This window comes from Streptomyces sp. NPDC091280, from assembly GCF_044768565.1.
GTDB lineage: Bacteria > Actinomycetota > Actinomycetes > Streptomycetales > Streptomycetaceae > Streptomyces.
This window is the reverse complement of the sequence record NZ_JBIVUZ010000007.1, coordinates 543,384-558,889: the sequence shown is the minus strand read 5'-3', so window position 1 is coordinate 558,889 and position 15,506 is coordinate 543,384. Positions and strand designations below refer to the sequence as shown.

The following is a 15,506-nucleotide window of genomic DNA, read 5'->3' as shown; positions in this document are numbered from 1 at the left end:
CTGAGAACGCAGTACGCGCGGCCGGCCGGGTCATCCCAGGGCACGACCGGCCGCGCGCGTCACACGTTCTGGAGGTACGCCAGCACGGCCAGCACCCGGCGGTGCCCGCTGTCGCTCGGCGGCAGGCTGAGCTTCAGGAACACATTGCCGATGTGCTTGCTGACCGCGCGCTCGGTGACGACCAGGGTGCCCGCGATGGTCGTGTTGTCGTGGCCCTCCGCCATCAGCTTCAGCACCTCGCGCTCGCGCGGGGTCAGCGAGTCCAGCGGTGAATTGCGGCGCCTGGTCAGCAGCTCGGTCACCACCTCGGGGTCGAGGGCCGTACCGCCGGCCGCCACCCGGTCCAGCGCGTCGAGGAACTCGTCCACGCGGCCGATCCGGTCCTTGAGGAGATAGCCGACCCCGCTCGCCCCGACACCCAGCAGCTCGGCGGCGTACGACTCCTCGACGTACTGCGAGAGCACCAGCACCGGCAGCCCCGGGATCTTCTCCCGTGCCTCCAGCGCGGCCCGCAGGCCCTCGTCGCGGAAACCGGGCGGCATCCGCACGTCCAGCACGGCCACGTCCGGCCGGTGTTCGAGCAGCGCGGGCAGTACCTCGGGCCCGCTGCCCGCGACGGCCACCACCTCGTGCCCGGCCGACGTCAGCAGGAGGACCAGGCCCTCCCTGAGCAGGGCGTTGTCCTCGGCGATCACGACCCTCATGACAGTCCCGCCTCCAGCACACTCACCAGACGCACGGCAGCTCCACTTCGATCACGGTAGGTCCCCCCACGGGGCTGGTCACAGTCACATCGCCGTCGAGCGCGGCGACCCGGCGGCGCATGCCGAGCAGCCCCGATCCACCCGCCTCGTCGGCTCCGCCCCGGCCCTCGTCGCGCACCCGGACGCGCAGTCCGGTGCGGGCGCGGGCGAGGTGGACCTCGGCGCGGTCGGCGCCGCTGTACTTGGCCGCGTTGGTCAGCGACTCGGCGATCACGAAGTACGCCGCCGCCTCCACCGCCGCCGGGGCGCGCGGCCCGTCGTGTCCGTCGGTCAGTCCGTCCACGGTCACACCGACACCGAGCGCGCTGCTGGCGGCGAGCGCGCGCACCGCGCCGACCAGGCCGCGGTCGGTGAGGATCGGCGGATGGATCGCGCGGACGACGTGCCGCAGATCCGTCAGCGCCTCCTCGGCCAGCGTCTGCGCCTCGTCGAGCATCCGGCGGGCCGCCGCCGGGTCCTGGTCGTAGGCCCGCTTGGCGAGCCCGATCCGCATCGACAGCGACACCAGCCGGGCCTGCGTCCCGTCGTGCAGGTCCCGCTCGATCCGGCGCAGTTCGGCCCCGTGCGCGGCGATGGCGCCCGCCCGGGTCTGCACCAACTCCTCGACCCGTACGGCCAGTTGCGCCTTGGGCGAGGGCTTCAGCAGAGCGGTCGACCACTCGGCGTCCAGGTCCGCGAGCCGGCTGATCAACGGCAGGACGAGGGCCTCGCGGCGCAGCAGCCCGCACCACACCCCGTCGACGACGAGCCCCAGCGGCCACAGCGGCAGCATCAGGACGGGCAGGGCGCCGTAGCCGTAATACGCGACCATCCAGCGGAAGTCGGTCAGTGTGCCGGGGTCGCGGACCGCCGTGCGCAGCCGCTCGCGGACGGTGCCGTCCAGCGGCTGGTACGCCTCCGGGATCTTCCGTCCCGTCCAGGCGCCCGCCTGCTGCCGCTTGGCCCCGGCGATCCGCCGGATCAGCAGCACGGTCTCCGGCAGCATGAACGCGCCGACCACCGTGACCGTGAGGATCGCGGTGATCAGGAGCACGGTGATGAAGATGTACGACCCGAAGGCCATCGCGGCGGAGAAGACCAGCTGGAGGGTCGCCCGGCCCGCCTGCCGCAGGGTTGCGCGCATGGAGATCAGGTTAGGCGCAACGGCCCGGGCGCGGGGGAGCCGTACGGCCGGCGGGGGTGCAGCCCGCTCCACCACGGGTTCGGGAGACCGCTCCACCGGGGGTCCGGGAGATCGCTCCCTCGTGTCGTCGGGCGGACGACGCAATCGTTGAAGCACCACGTCAACCAAGGTCCAAGTCTGCTCGATCCGGAGGAAACCATTCATGAAGCCGCTGCTCGCGTCGAGACCCGTGCTGTGGTTCCTGTTCCTGTTCAATCTGGTCGTCGCCGTGGCCGCGCCCTTCGTGGCCGACGGGCCGCAGGCCGTACTGACGGGTGTCGGCATGGGGGCGGTCTCGCTCGGGGCGGGCGTCAGCCTGTTCCGCACCCGCCGGAAGACCGCCTGACGACCTCCTCGCGTGAGGGGTGTGTCCACGGACCCGGCGCCGATCTGGGGGAGTGGCCGGCGGCCGGGTCCGGGACGGCGCCGACCCCCGTCCCCACGGGTTCGGCGCGGGGGCCGTCTTCCGCTCAAGACGGCCCCGGCTCTGGTGAGCGAGGGCTTCCTTGAGTTAGGCAAGCATATGGGACTTACTTGAGTCAAGCAATCGAATGGATATTGCTTGAGTCAGGCAAGTGGAGCGGTAGGCTGAACGCATGTCCACGTACGGCAGCATCAGTGAGGCACGACCCCTCGCCCGCGGCGGCGGACAACACCTGCTCGTCGCCGTGGACGAGCCGCACAACGCCGAACTTCTCACCACGACACTGGAGTTGGCCGGCTACCGGATCGGGACGGCCGGCAGCGGCGCCGAGGTCGTGTCGCGGTTGGCGGAGCACCGGTTCGAACTGGTCGTCATCGACGCGGAGTTGCCGGACCTGCACGCGCTCGGACAGGACGGCGGCCTCGCCGCGCACCGCCCGCCCGTCCTGCTCCTCACCGCCTGGGAACCCCTGGAGGCGCTGCTGCCCGAACTCGGCGCGGGGCAGCGGGACTACATCGCCAAGCCGTTCCGGATCGCCGAAGTCCTCGCCCGCGTCCAGGTGTTGCTGCGCGCCCAGGCCGGTGGCGACCGGGACGGCGCGCTGCACTACGCCGACCTGGTCCTGGACGACACCACCTGCCAGGCGCGCCGCGGACGGCGCACGCTCGATCTCACCCCGGCGGAGTTCCGGCTGCTGCGCCACTTCCTGGTCAACGCGCACAAGGTGCTGTCCAAGGAACAGATCAGCCGCTACGTCTGGGGCGACTGCCGCGGCGACAACGCGATGGAGCAACTGATCTCCCGGCTCAGACGCAAGGTGGACCAGGAGGGCACGGCCCTGATCCACACCCGCCGGGGCTTCGGCTACTGGCTGGGGAGAGCGGCGGGGGAGTGAGGCGCGAGGCGGCGCGCGGGCCGGGGCGGCGCGGCGCCGCGCGGTGAGGACCAGCGGCGCGCGGGCCGCCACGACGACTTCGACGCGCACCCGCTCCCCCCGGCCCGGCTCAGCCGGCGGCCGGGACCGATCCTCCAGATCACGGCGCTGAGCACCGGATCGAGGCTCATGCGCCCCGAGGGCCGGAGTCGGCACCGGACCTCGGCGGCGCGGCCCCGCGCGGTGAGGATCCCCGGCACGCTGGCCACCGCGACGACTTCCCGCTCTGCCCCACCGCTGTAGGCATCGGCGGCTTCCGGGCGGCGACCGCGATCCCCATCGGCAGGTGGGCGTACGGCTGTTGAGGCGCGCCCACCGATCGGAGACTCCGGCGAGCGCCAGGCCGTGAGTGGTGGGGCACACCCCTCGCGCCCTCGCCGAGCCGACGAGCTGCGTCACGACGCCATCGCGGGCCCCGCCCCTCTGCGCATCGACCACGCCCGGCCGACGCTCGGCCGCCACACGCTGCCCTGTCGACCACGCCGGAGCCCGACACGCACCGCAATACGGCGGACAAAATTGTTGACAATCTTGTTTGGCTAGATTTAGGTTCGACAGGCACTCACTCAGGGAGGGCAACGATGCCGAAAGAAGCCCGTCCGAGCACCGGGGAGCAGGCCAAGCAGCATGCGCTCACGCAGCTGCGGCAGGCGATCCTGCACGGCGACATGGCACCGGCACAGCGGCTGGTGGAGAACGAGCTCGCCGAGCAACTCGATGTGACGCGGGCCAGCATCCGCGCGGCACTGATCGATCTGGCGGCCGAAGGACTGGTCGAGCGGATCCGCAACCGGGGCTCACGGGTGCGGGTGGTGACCGTGGAGGAGGCGGTCGCCATCACGGAGTGCCGCATGGTCCTGGAGGGACTGTGCGCGGCCAAGGCGGCCGTCGCGGCCGGCGACGACCAGCTGGCCGAACTGGCGGCCCTGGGCCGGGCCATGACCAAGGCCGTGGCCGACGGCGAGCCGGTCACCTACTCCGAGCTGAACCACGAACTCCACGACAGGGTGAGGGAGTTCTCCGGCCAGCAGACGGCCGTCACCCTGCTGGAGCGGCTCAACGCCCAACTGGTGCGTCACCGCTTCCAGTTGGCGTTGCGGCCGGGGCGTCCGCAGCAGTCCCTGAACGAGCATCTGGCGATGATCGAGGCGATCACGGCCAGGGACCCGCAGGCGGCCGAGGCGGCCGTCCGCGCCCATCTCACCAGTGTGATCGAGGCGTTGCGCGACTGAGGCGCGGCCGATCGGCGCGACTGGGGGCGGGCGCACACCTGTCCACCAAGGAGATTGACGTAATGACGCACGGCAACGCGCCCGCAACCCCACGATCGACACTCGTCGTCACGGCGCACGCCGGGGACTTCGTGTGGCGGGCGGGCGGAGCCATCGCCCTGGCCGCCGCCCGCGGCGAGAAGGTCACCATCGCCTGTCTGACCTTCGGCGAGCGCGGCGAGTCCGCCAAGGCCTGGCGCGAGGGCAGGCAGCTGGAGGAGATCAAGGCGATACGCAAGGACGAGGCCGAACGCGCCGCCGCCACCCTCGGCGCCGAGGTCCGTTTCTACGACGCCGGCGACTACCCCCTGGTCGCCACCGCCGAGTTGACCGACCGACTCGTCGCCGTCTACCGCGAGACCCAGCCGGACGTCGTGCTCACCCACCCCACCGAGGACCCGTACAACGGCGACCATCCCGCCGCCAACCGCATGGCGCTGGAGGCCCGCGTCCTGGCGCAGGCCATCGGCTATCCCGGTGCGGGCGAGATCATCGGTGCCCCGCCGGTCTTCTACTTCGAGCCGCACCAGCCCGAGATGAGCGGTTTCAGGCCCGAGGTCCTCCTCGACATCACCGAGGTCTGGCACACCAAGCGCAAGGCCATGGAGTGCCTCGGCGCCCAGCAGCACCTGTGGGACTACTACACCGACCTGGCCGTCCGCCGGGGCGTCCAGCTCAAGCGCAACGCCGGCCCGAACCTGGGCCTGGCCCACAAGACGATGGCCGAGGCGTACATGCGTCCCTACCCGCAGATCGCGAAGGAGCTGGCATGAGCACGGGCGGCGTGATCGTCACCAACCCCCCGAAGGCCGACGCCCGGGACGTCGAGGCGCTGTCCGCGTTCGGAGTGGCCACCGTCGGCGAGGCCATGGGCCGCACCGGTCTGCTCGGTCCGTCGATCCGCCCTGTGCAGCAGGGAGTCCGGGTCGCCGGCACCGCGGTCACCGTGCTGAGCTGGCCCGGCGACAACCTCATGATCCACGCGGCCGTGGAGCAGTGCGGCGAGGGAGACATCCTCGTCGTCACCACCACCTCCCCGTGCGTGGACGGCCTGTTCGGCGAACTCTTCGCCACCGCCCTCCAGCAGCGCGGGGTGCGCGGAGTCGTCCTCAACACCGGCATCCGCGACACCCAGGAACTGCGCGACATGGGCTTCGCCGCCTGGTCCCGCGCCGTCTCCTCCCAGGGCACCGTCAAGGCCACCGGCGGCTCGGTCAACGTGCCCATCGCCATCGACGGCCAGGTCGTGCGCCCCGGTGACGTGATCGTCGCCGACGACGACGGCGTGGTGGTCGTACCGAGGGAGCGGGCCGGTGAGACCGCCGAGCGGTCCGCGGCCCGCGAGGCCAAGGAGGCCGCCACCCGCGCCGCCTTCCTGGCGGGCCAACTCGGCCTGGACCGCTACGGGTTGCGCGACACCCTCAAGCGGCTCGGCGTCGAGTACCTGTCGTACGAGGAGTACACCGGAGCCGGGTCGTGACCGGGCCCGCGGAGGTGCGCTGCGTGCTGATGCGCGGCGGCACCTCCAAGGGCGCCTACTTCCTGGCCGAGGACCTTCCCGCCGACCCGGCCGAGCGCGACGACCTGCTGCTGCGTGTCATGGGCAGCCCCGACCCGCGCCAGATCGACGGCCTGGGCGGCGCCCACCCGCTGACCAGCAAGGTCGGCGTGGTCTCCGTCTCGGCCGACCCCGAGGCCGACGTCGACTACCTGTTCCTCCAGGTCGCCGTCGACCGCCCCGAGGTCACCGACCGGCAGAACTGCGGCAACATCCTCGCCGGAATAGGCCCGTTCGCCGTGGAGCGGGGGCTCGTGGCCCCCGGTGCCGACGAGACGTCCGTGCGCATCCGCATGCTCAACACCGGGGAACTCGCGGTCGCCAGCTTCCCCACACCGGGCGGCCGGGTCGACTACACCGGCACCGCCGAGATCTCCGGCGTGCCCGGCACGGCGGCCCCCGTGGTCATCGAATTCCCGCAGGGCGCAAGCCCGTTGCTGCCGACCGGCCGGATCCGGGACGTCGTCGCCGGCACCGAGGTGACCTGCGTCGACAACGGGATGCCGGTGGTCCTCGTCCCGGCCGCCGCGCTGGACGTCACCGGCTACGAGCGCCCCGAGGAACTGGAGGCGAACCAGGCTCTCGCCGAGCGCCTGCGGGCGATCCGCCTGGCGGCCGGCGGGCTGATGGGCCTCGGGGACGTCGAACCCACCACGATCCCCAAGCTCAGCCTGCTGGCACCGCCCAGGAACGGCGGAGCGGTGACCACCCGCACCTTCATCCCCGTGCGCTGCCACACCTCCATCGGCGTCCTCGGCGCCGCGAGCGTCGCGGCGGGACTCCTCCTGCCCGGCGGCGTGGGGGAGGGCATCGCGGAGGTGAACCCGCACGGTGACCGACTGCGCGTCGAGCATCCCACCGGATTCCTGGACATCGAGACCAGCGTCGACGCCGGACCCGGGCACCCCGCTCCCGTGGTCCGCAGAACCGCGGTCGTCCGCACCGCGCGAAAGATCTTCGACGGAACGGTCTTCCCCCGGCCCGCCGCCCCGACTCCCGTACCCGCACCCCCTCTTGGAGGCAACGATGGCTCCGCCGCTCGGTGACATCGCCCATATCGGCCACGTCCAGCTCTTCACCCCGGACCTGGACGCCAGTGTCGCCTTCTTCACCGACTACCTCGGGCTGACCGTCAACGGGCAGGACGGCGACACCGTCCACCTGCGGACCTACGACGACTACGAGCACCACAGCCTGGTCCTCACCGCCCGCGACCGGCCGGGCCTCGGCCGTCTCGCCCTGCGCACCTCCAGCGAGGAGGCCCTCCAGCGCCGCGTCAAAGCGGTCGAGGAGGCGGGCGGCACGGGCCACTGGGTCGAGGACGAACCCGGGATCGGCAAGCTGTACGTCACCACCGACCCGGACGGCCACGAGCACGCCCTCTACTGGGAGAGCGAGTACTACCGGGCCCCCGACGAGCTGAAACCGGCCCTGAAGAACCAGCCGCAGGCCAAGCCCAACCGGGGCGTGGGAGTACGGCGCCTGGACCACATCAACTTCCTCGCCGCGGACGTGCTTTCCAGCGCCGAGTTCCAGCAGCACGTGCTCGGAGCGCGGCCGACCGAGCAGATCCGGCTCGACAGCGGCCGGATCGCGGCGCGTTGGCTGACGTACACGGCCAAGTCGTACGACGTCGTCTACACCGAGGACTGGACCGGGGCGACCGGACGGCTGCACCACATCGCCTTCGCGACCGACACCCGTGAGGACATCCTGCGGGCGGCCGATCTCGCCATCGACACAGGCGTGTTCATCGAGACCGGCCCGCACAAGCACGCCATCCAGCAGACGTTCTTCCTCTACGTCTACGAACCCGGCGGCAACCGCGTCGAGTTGTGCAACCCGCTCACCCGACTCGTCCTGGCGCCCGACTGGCCGCTGATCACCTGGACCGAGGAGGAGCGGAAGAAGGGGCAGGCCTGGGGCCTGAAGACCATCGAGTCCTTCCACACACACGGGACTCCGCCGGTCGCCTGAGCGACGCGCGGCGCGGTCGCCGGAGTCACCCCCGACTCGATTGTCGATGAGATTGTTGACAAAAACGTTGACTATCCGGCGGGTGACTCCTTAGCGTCTGGCGCACCAAGCACGAGAGGTAACCAACGATGTCTTCCTCCCCCTCCCCGTCCCCCGCCCTGTCCGCCCGAAGCAGCCGACTGGCCCTGCTGGTCATCGGCCTGTGCTGGCTGGCCGTCCTCTTCGACGGCCTCGACATGTTCATCTACGGCTCGGTGCTCCCGCACCTGCTGGAGACGAAGACCTTCGGTCTCACCGCGGACCAGGCCGGCGACCTCGGCAGCTACGCCACCTTCGGCATGCTGGTGGGCGCTCTCACCGCGGGCACGGTCGCGGACCGGATCGGCCGCAAGCAGCTGATGATCGCCTGCGTGACGCTCTTCTCGCTGGCCTCCGGGATCTGCGCGATCTCCGGCAGCGTGGAGGTCTTCGGCCTCGGCCGCACCCTCGCCGGCGTCGGCCTCGGCGGGCTGCTGCCCACCGCGATCAGCATGGTCTCCGACTACGCCCCGCGCGGCCGGACCGCCCTCACCATCGGCCTGCTGATGACCGCCCACCACGCGGGCGGCATCCTCTCCGCCTACGTGGCCAAGTGGCTGGTGGACCCGGTCGGCTGGCGCGCCGCCTTCTGGGTCTGCGTCCTCCCGCTGCTCTTCGTCCCGGTGCTGCTCAAGCTGCTGCCCGAGTCGCTGAGCTTCCTGGTCGCCAAGGGCCGCACCGACGAGGCCGCGGCCCTCGCCGAGCGCTTCGAGGTCGAACTCCCCGCCGCCACCGGCAAGAAGACCGCCGCCGACCGCTGGGACGCGCTGCGCGACCTCTTCACCGGCGGCCGGTGGATCCAGACCCTGCTGTACTGGTTCGCCTCCTTCGGCGGCCTGCTGCTCGTCTACGGCGTCGCCACCTGGCTGCCCACCCTGATGCGCTCCGAGGGCTACGCGCTGGCCGACGCCCTCACCTTCGTCGTCGTCTTCAACCTCGGCGGCATCGTGGGCATGCTCGCCGCGGGCCGCGCCGCCGACCGCTTCGGCGCCCCGCGCATCTCGGCGATCTGGTTCGCGCTCACCGCCGTCGGCGTCTTCCTGCTCGGCGTCCACATGAACCAGGCCGTCACGATGCTGGTCGTCTTCCTCACCGGCGTCTTCCTCAACAGCGCCCAGACGATGATCTACGCGACGGTCTCCATCCGCTCCACCCCCGACAACCGTGCCACGGCGGTCGGTTGGACCTCCGGAATGGGCCGCTTCGGTGCCGTCTTCGGCCCCTGGCTCGGCGGCCGGCTGCTCGCCTCCGGCAACGGCGACTGGGGCTTCACGTCCTTCGCCATCGCCGGACTGTCGTCCATGGTGTTCATCGGGATCGCGGCCCTGCGCGGCTCCAGGCAGGCCGAACGGACCAGCGCCGAGCAGGAGTTGGTCTCCGCCCACTGACGTGGCGCCCGAAGAGCCCGCGCCGGGAGACGCGGGCTCTTCGGGTACCTTCGGTCAGTCCTCGCCCATCTGGTCCTCCGCCGAGAGGTGTTCCACCGTCCTGCCCGTCTCGGTGAACGTCCGGGTCACATGGCCCGAGGAGTACACCCACAGGATCCGCAGCGGGGTGTCGCCGACGTTCCGGAACAGATGCGGGACCGGCGAGGGGACGTACGTGGTGTCGTAGCGCTCCAGCCGTGTCACCTCGCCGTCGACCCACACCTCCGCCTCGCCCTCCAGGATCGTCACGTGCTCGTCGCAGTTGTGCGAGTGCAACGGCGCCCCGGAGCCGACCGGATACACGCTCATCCCGCTGGTGATCAGGTTCTCCCCGCCCGCCGACGGCGTCGTGACGAGGGGCGTCGTGACGACGGCGCCGCCCCGGTCGAGCAAGGGCACGGACGCGACCTTGATGATCGTGGTCATCGGGATTTCCTTTCCGGCTACACACTCTCGCGTCGCACGACGTTAGGCCTCGCGCGGGGCAATGGGTGCCCTCCGGCGTGCAGCTTTACCTTGCATTTCCGGAGGGGTGAGCTTCCCGGACCCGGCTGTAGCGTCGGCACGCAACGCACGGCAGCACGAACCGCGCACTCAGCGCGCACGGAACGCGCCGGAAAGAAAAGGCAGGTATCGGCCCATGAGGCTCCCCGTTCTGACCGAAGAGGAAATGGACCCGCGCCAGCGGGAACTGGCCGCCCGCATCGCCGGCCGGCGCGGCGCGGTCCGCGGCCCCTTCCGGGTCTGGCTGCACAGCCCGGAGATGTGCGAACGGGCGGAATCCCTCGGCGCGTTCGCCCGCTTCGACAGCAGCCTCCCCAAGCGCCTCAGCGAACTCGCGCTGCTGATGGCCGCCCGCAACTGGGACGCGCAGTACTCCTGGAACGCCCATGTGCACCAGGCGATCGAGGCCGGCGTTCCGGAGGCCGCCGTCAAGGCGATCGCGGAGAAGCGCGAGGCCGTCTTCGACGACGAAGTGGACCAGGCGTTCTACCGTTTCTGCCGCGAGATCCTCGACGACCACTTCGTCACCGACGCCACCTTCGCCGCCGCACTGGCCCACTTCGGCCCCAAGGGCCTGGTCGACACCGTCGGCGCGCTCGGCAACTTCACCATGCTCGGCATGTGCCTCAACACCTTCCAAGTGGACCTCCAGGCGGACAAGGAACCCCCGTTCCCGGACATCCGCGGCCACGGTCGTAGCCGGGAAGAAGGTTGACAAGATTGCCGACAATCCTCTTTCGTTGGTCACCGAGGACAACCTGAACAAGGCACCCCGGTACTGTCCCGAGCCGCCCGCACGACCGGCACCGCCGCCGGGGCCCACCCCTGGCACACGGGGGCCTCCGGAGGAATCATGGACCGACTGCTCCTCATGCACAGCTTCGTCACCGTCGCCCAGGCCGGCAGCTTCAGCGGCGCCGCCAAGAAGCTGGGCTCGTCTGGCTCGCTGGTGTCACGGCACGTCGCCGAACTGGAGCGACAGGTCGGCGTCCGCCTCGTCAACCGCACCGCCCGCTCGGTCAGCCTGACCGAACCGGGGCTGCGGTACGCCGAGTTCGCGGCCCGCATCCTCGACGAGATCGAGGCCGAGGACGCCGGCATCGCGCACCTCCACGACCGCGCCGAGGGCACCCTGAGCATCATCTGCCCCAAGTGGATAGGCAGCCTGGACCTCGGGGACGCCATCGCCGCGTTCTCCGCCGCCCACCCCAAGATCCACGTCCGCTTCGAACTGGGCGGCATGTCGGACCGTACGTACGACTTCCTGGACAGCGGTTTCGACGTCGCCTTCCACACCAGGGATCTGCGGGACTCCAGCGTCCGCCTGAAGAAGATCGCCTCGCTGCCCTTCGTGCTGTGCGCCTCCCGGACGTACCTGGACCGCTGCGGCCCGCTCACCGAGCCCAACGGCCTCGCCCACCACGACTGCCTGGTCCACGTCAACGACCCGGTCTGGCGCATCGGCCACGGACACGCCAGCACCCTGCACAAGATCCGCAACGTGGCGTTCTCCTCCAACTCCTACCTCGCCCTCCAGAAGGCCGCCGTCCACGGCCGAGGCATCGCCCTGCTCCCGCAGCGCCCCGCCTACGACGACCTCCTCTCCGGCGCCCTGACGGTCCTGCTGCCCGAACTCGCCGTACCCGACCGCCCGCTCTTCGCGATCTACGGCCCCGGCCAGGCCACCCCGCGCAAGGTCAGCGTCTTCCTGGACTTCCTCGCCGAATGGTTCGCCCAGAACCCCATTCCGGCCATCGGGTCGTAGCCGCAAGAAACGATTGCGAATTCAGACGAGCCCGGACCATTGAGGCCTTCACGACCCGAAATCTAGGCTCGCCGGGCGACCCGCGAAACGAGGCATCCATGGGAATCCAGAGAATCGAATCGGTCACCTACGGCATCGACGACGTGGACGAATGCGTCCGATTCTTCGACGACTTCGGTCTGTTCCTGCTGGAGCGCACCGAGGAGCACGCGGTCTTCGAGACGCTCGCCGGGCAGACCCTCCACCTGGACACCCTGCCCGGCCCCCTGCTGCCGCCGCCGGTGGAGGCCGGGCCGACGATCCGCGAGGTCGTCTGGGGCGTCGACACCCCTGCGGAACTGGCCCGCCTGGTCGCCGCCGCGGGCCGTGACCGCGAGGTCCACGAGAGCGCCGACGGGGTCTTCCACACCGTGGACGAGAGCGGCTTCGGCGTCGGACTCGCGCCGGCCCGTCCGAAGAACACCGACGTGAGTCCGCGGCCCGCCAATGCGACGGGCAGCGTCGACCGCTGGAACACCCCGCTGGAACCCCTCACCCGGGCCTTCCCGCTGCGCATGTGCCATGTCGCGCTGAACATCGTCAAGGAGGGCCGCGAGGAAGCCGTCGCCTTCTACACCGAGCGGCTCGGCTTCCGGCCCACCGACATCGTCGAACCGATGGGCGTCTTCATGCAGGCGCCGGGCGACGACGACCAGCACACCATGCTGCTGTGCCACCGCCCCGACCGCGCCGGCGTCAACCACATCGCCTACGAGGTCCCCGGCTTCGACGACGTCATCGAGGGCGGCAACCACATGATCGAGCGCGGCTGGCGGGAGGCCCGCAGACTCGGCCGCCACACCGTCGGCTCGAACGTCTTCCGGTTCGTCCACGCCCCCTGCGGAGGCCGGGTCGAGTACGCGGCCGACATGGACCGCGTCGACGACACCTACGAGACCCGTGTCCACGAGACCACTCCGCCGCACCACATCTGGGCACTGCGCTCCCACCGCGACCAGGACGCCCCCGCCACCTGACTCTCCTCCCAGCCTGAGAGGGCACCCACTCATGACCTCCGACCACGGCTACCCCGCCGTCCGCATGTACATCGCGGGCGAGTGGTGCCAGGGCGGCACCGGACGGACCGCCCCGATCGTGAACCCGGCCACCGAGAAGGTGATCGGCGACGTACCCCTCGCCACCACAGCCGACCTCGACCGCGCCCTCGAAGCGGCCACCGAGGGCTTCCGCGCCTGGCGCGCCACCCCGGTCGCCCGGCGCTCCGCGATCCTGCACACCGCCGCCGACCTGATCACCGAGCGCGCCGCCGGGATCGGCCGGATCATGGCGCAGGAACAGGGCAAGCCGCTGCAAGAGGGCACCACCGAGGCCCTGCGCACCGCCGACACCCTGCGCTGGCACATCGAGGACGCCCGCCGCGCCTACGGCCGGATCATCCCCTCCGCACCCGGCACCCTCCTCACCGTCCGCCGCGAACCCGTGGGCCCCGTCGCCGCGTTCGTCCCCTGGAACTTCCCGGTCGGCGGCCCCAACCGCAAACTCTCCTCCGCCCTCGCCGCGGGCTGCTCGATCGTCATCAAGGCCTCCGAGGAGACCCCGGGCACGGCCGCCGCCCTGGTCGCCTGCTACGCCGACGCGGGCCTGCCGGCCGGAGTCCTCAACCTCGTCTTCGGCGAACCCGCCGAGGTCTCCGCCCACTTGATCCCCTCACCGCGGATCCGCCTGGTCGCCTTCACGGGCTCGGTCCCGGTCGGCAAACTCCTCGCCGCCCAGGCGGGCGCGGCCATGAAGCCCACCCTGATGGAACTCGGCGGCCACGCCCCGGTCGTCGTCTGCGCCGACGCCGACCCGGTGAAGTCCGCCCGCAGAGCGGCCCGGGCGAAGTTCTTCAACGCCGGCCAGGTGTGCACCTCACCGAGCCGCTTCTACGTCCACGAGAGCGTCGTCGCGGACTTCACCGCCGAGTTCGTGCGGGCCGCCGAACAGGTCACCGTGGGCGACGGCCTCGACGCGGGCACCACCATGGGGCCGCTCGCCAACGAGCGCAGGCTCCAGGCCGTCGAGAGCCTGGTCGCCGACGCCGTCGCACGCGGCGCCAATATCCTCACCGGCGGTCAACGGCCCGAGCGCGACGGCTACTTCTACGCCCCGACCGTCCTCACCGACGTACCGGCCGACGCGCGGCTGCTGCACGAGGAGCCCTTCGGCCCGCTCGCGCCGATCCTCCCGTTCACCGACCTCGACGAGACCCTCGCGCTCGCCAACGCCCTGCCCTACGGCCTCGCCGCCTACGGCTTCACCGAGTCCGCCGCCACCGCCGAGAAGCTCGCCGACACACTGGAGGCCGGCATCATCTCCGTCAACCACTGCGGCGGCTCCGTCGCCGAGGCACCCTCCGGCGGAGTCAAGGAGAGCGGCTACGGCAGGGAGGGCGGCCCCGAGGCCCTCGACGCCTACCTGGTCACCAAGCGCGTCTCCCACCTGCTGGCGGGCTGAACCGCCATGAGGTACACCCGCGTCGCGGTCGGCGGCCGGGCGGTCTGGGGCCGCGTGGGGGAGCGGGACATCGAGCTGCTGTCGGAATCCCCGCTGGACGGCGATCCGTCCGTCCTCGGCACCGTCCCGGTCGCGGACGCCCACTGGCTGCCCGTCGTCGTCCCGCCCGTGTTCTACGCCGTCGGCATGAACTACCCGCGGCACATCGCGCACGCCGGCGCCGAGACCCCCGCCCGCCCCGAGGTCGGCTACCGCGCCAACAACGCGCTCACCGGCCACCGTTCGCCCATCGTCAAGCCGGACGGGGTCGAGGGCCGCTTCGAGGCCGAGCCCGAACTCGTCGCCGTCATCGGCCGCAGACTCCGGCACGCCACCCGCGACGAGGCCCGCGAAGCGGTCTTCGGCTGGACCATCGGCAACGACGTCAGCGCCCGCGCCTGGCAGCACCAGGACCGCTCCTTCTGGCGCAGCAAGAACAGCGACACGTTCAAGCCCATGGGGCCGTGGATGGAGACCGACGTCGACGCGCTCGCGCAGACCACGACGCTCCGGGTGAACGGAGAAGTACGCGCCTCGTTCGCCACCGGCGACATGGTCTTCGACCCCTACGACCACATCGTCGAGCTCACCAAGCACATCACCATGCACCCGGGGGACGTGCTGTGGATGGGCGCCGAGACCACCTGCCAACTCGAACCCGGGGACACCGTGGACATCGAGATCAGCGGCATCGGCGTCCTGTCCAACCCCGTACACCGTGAAGGGAATCCGTCATGAGCAGCGCACCCCGCTACATCCACCACGTCAACTTCCCCACCACCGACCCCGACCGGACCGCCGAGTGGTACACGAAGGTCTTCGGGATGAAGCGGATCCAGCCCAAGTCCAACACCCGCGTGGTGCTGATGACCCGCGGCAACTTCGACCTGCACTTCACCCCCGTCGAGGAGATGGAGCGCATGGCGCCCTACCACTTCGCCGTCGAGGTCGACGACTGGGACGACTTCCTCGCTCACCTCAAGGATCTGGGCATCCGGCACACCCGGCCCATCGAACGGCCCGAGAACCAGTCGAAGTTCTGCTACATCCACGACCCCGACCACACCATGATCGAACTCGTCTTCCACGGCCGCCGCCCCAACTGAC

17 protein-coding genes are annotated in these 15,506 nt (G+C 70.9%); 14 read left to right on the top strand and 3 right to left on the bottom strand.

Features of this window, described 5'->3' with window-relative positions; genetic code table 11:
- Positions 1-59: 59 nt before the first annotated feature.
- Positions 60-704: a response regulator gene (locus ACIQPR_RS23740; RefSeq protein WP_403651453.1), complete on the bottom strand. Its 645-nt coding sequence runs from the start codon at positions 702-704 to the stop codon at positions 60-62.
- Between the two features lie 22 nt (positions 705-726).
- Positions 727-1,887 (bottom strand): histidine kinase, encoded by a 1,161-nt coding sequence (locus ACIQPR_RS23735; RefSeq protein ID WP_403651451.1) that lies wholly within the window; start codon positions 1,885-1,887, stop codon positions 727-729.
- Positions 1,888-2,089: 202 nt separating this feature from the next.
- Here ACIQPR_RS23735 and ACIQPR_RS23730 point away from each other — a divergent pair, with 202 nt between their 5' ends.
- The 8 genes from ACIQPR_RS23730 to ACIQPR_RS23695 all read left to right on the top strand — a co-directional run bounded on the left by ACIQPR_RS23730 (position 2,090) and on the right by ACIQPR_RS23695 (position 9,556).
- On the top strand, positions 2,090-2,272 hold the full coding sequence (locus tag ACIQPR_RS23730; protein ID WP_403651450.1) for a hypothetical protein: 183 nt from the start codon (positions 2,090-2,092) through the stop codon (positions 2,270-2,272).
- A gap of 250 nt (positions 2,273-2,522) precedes the next feature.
- On the top strand, positions 2,523-3,245 hold the full coding sequence (locus tag ACIQPR_RS23725; RefSeq protein WP_403651448.1) for a response regulator transcription factor: 723 nt from the start codon (positions 2,523-2,525) through the stop codon (positions 3,243-3,245).
- Between the two features lie 620 nt (positions 3,246-3,865).
- Positions 3,866-4,516: a GntR family transcriptional regulator gene (locus tag ACIQPR_RS23720; RefSeq protein ID WP_403651447.1), complete on the top strand. Its 651-nt coding sequence runs from the start codon at positions 3,866-3,868 to the stop codon at positions 4,514-4,516.
- Positions 4,517-4,578: 62 nt separating this feature from the next.
- Entirely contained in the window at positions 4,579-5,328 is a 750-nt protein-coding gene (locus tag ACIQPR_RS23715) for a PIG-L deacetylase family protein (RefSeq protein ID WP_403651445.1), read from the top strand.
- Positions 5,325-6,035: a 4-carboxy-4-hydroxy-2-oxoadipate aldolase/oxaloacetate decarboxylase gene (locus ACIQPR_RS23710; protein WP_403651443.1), complete on the top strand. Its 711-nt coding sequence runs from the start codon at positions 5,325-5,327 to the stop codon at positions 6,033-6,035. Before ACIQPR_RS23715 ends, ACIQPR_RS23710 begins: the two co-directional genes overlap by 4 nt.
- Positions 6,032-7,159 (top strand): 4-oxalomesaconate tautomerase, encoded by a 1,128-nt coding sequence (locus ACIQPR_RS23705; RefSeq protein ID WP_403651441.1) that lies wholly within the window; start codon positions 6,032-6,034, stop codon positions 7,157-7,159. The genes ACIQPR_RS23710 and ACIQPR_RS23705 overlap by 4 nt, the downstream gene beginning before the upstream one ends.
- On the top strand, positions 7,140-8,090 hold the full coding sequence (locus tag ACIQPR_RS23700; RefSeq protein ID WP_403651439.1) for a catechol 2,3-dioxygenase: 951 nt from the start codon (positions 7,140-7,142) through the stop codon (positions 8,088-8,090). Before ACIQPR_RS23705 ends, ACIQPR_RS23700 begins: the two co-directional genes overlap by 20 nt.
- Positions 8,091-8,218: 128 nt before the next feature.
- Positions 8,219-9,556, top strand: a complete 1,338-nt coding sequence (locus tag ACIQPR_RS23695) for an MFS transporter (RefSeq protein ID WP_403651437.1) — start codon at positions 8,219-8,221, stop codon at positions 9,554-9,556.
- 54 nt (positions 9,557-9,610) lie between these two features.
- Here ACIQPR_RS23695 and ACIQPR_RS23690 read toward each other — a convergent pair whose 3' ends face one another.
- The gene (locus ACIQPR_RS23690) at positions 9,611-10,021 is read right to left on the bottom strand and encodes a cupin domain-containing protein (protein WP_403651435.1); all 411 of its coding nucleotides are present in this window, start codon (positions 10,019-10,021) and stop codon (positions 9,611-9,613) included.
- A 244-nt stretch (positions 10,022-10,265) separates the two neighbouring features.
- Here ACIQPR_RS23690 and ACIQPR_RS23685 point away from each other — a divergent pair, with 244 nt between their 5' ends.
- From ACIQPR_RS23685 to ACIQPR_RS23660, 6 genes are all read left to right on the top strand, one after another.
- On the top strand, positions 10,266-10,814 hold the full coding sequence (locus ACIQPR_RS23685) for a carboxymuconolactone decarboxylase family protein (protein WP_403651498.1): 549 nt from the start codon (positions 10,266-10,268) through the stop codon (positions 10,812-10,814).
- A 138-nt stretch (positions 10,815-10,952) separates the two neighbouring features.
- Positions 10,953-11,864, top strand: coding sequence for a LysR family transcriptional regulator (locus tag ACIQPR_RS23680; RefSeq protein WP_403651433.1), 912 nt, complete (start codon positions 10,953-10,955; stop codon positions 11,862-11,864).
- A 98-nt stretch (positions 11,865-11,962) separates the two neighbouring features.
- The gene (locus ACIQPR_RS23675; protein ID WP_403651431.1) at positions 11,963-12,880 is read left to right on the top strand and encodes a VOC family protein; all 918 of its coding nucleotides are present in this window, start codon (positions 11,963-11,965) and stop codon (positions 12,878-12,880) included.
- 31 nt (positions 12,881-12,911) lie between these two features.
- On the top strand, positions 12,912-14,360 hold the full coding sequence (locus ACIQPR_RS23670; RefSeq protein ID WP_403651429.1) for an NAD-dependent succinate-semialdehyde dehydrogenase: 1,449 nt from the start codon (positions 12,912-12,914) through the stop codon (positions 14,358-14,360).
- Positions 14,361-14,366: 6 nt separating this feature from the next.
- Positions 14,367-15,137, top strand: a complete 771-nt coding sequence (locus ACIQPR_RS23665) for a fumarylacetoacetate hydrolase family protein (protein ID WP_403651427.1) — start codon at positions 14,367-14,369, stop codon at positions 15,135-15,137.
- Positions 15,134-15,505 carry a VOC family protein gene (locus ACIQPR_RS23660; protein WP_403651425.1) on the top strand — a complete coding sequence of 124 codons (372 nt, stop codon included), beginning with the start codon at positions 15,134-15,136 and terminating at the stop codon, positions 15,503-15,505. The genes ACIQPR_RS23665 and ACIQPR_RS23660 overlap by 4 nt, the downstream gene beginning before the upstream one ends.
- The last annotated feature ends 1 nt before the right edge of the window (position 15,506 follow it).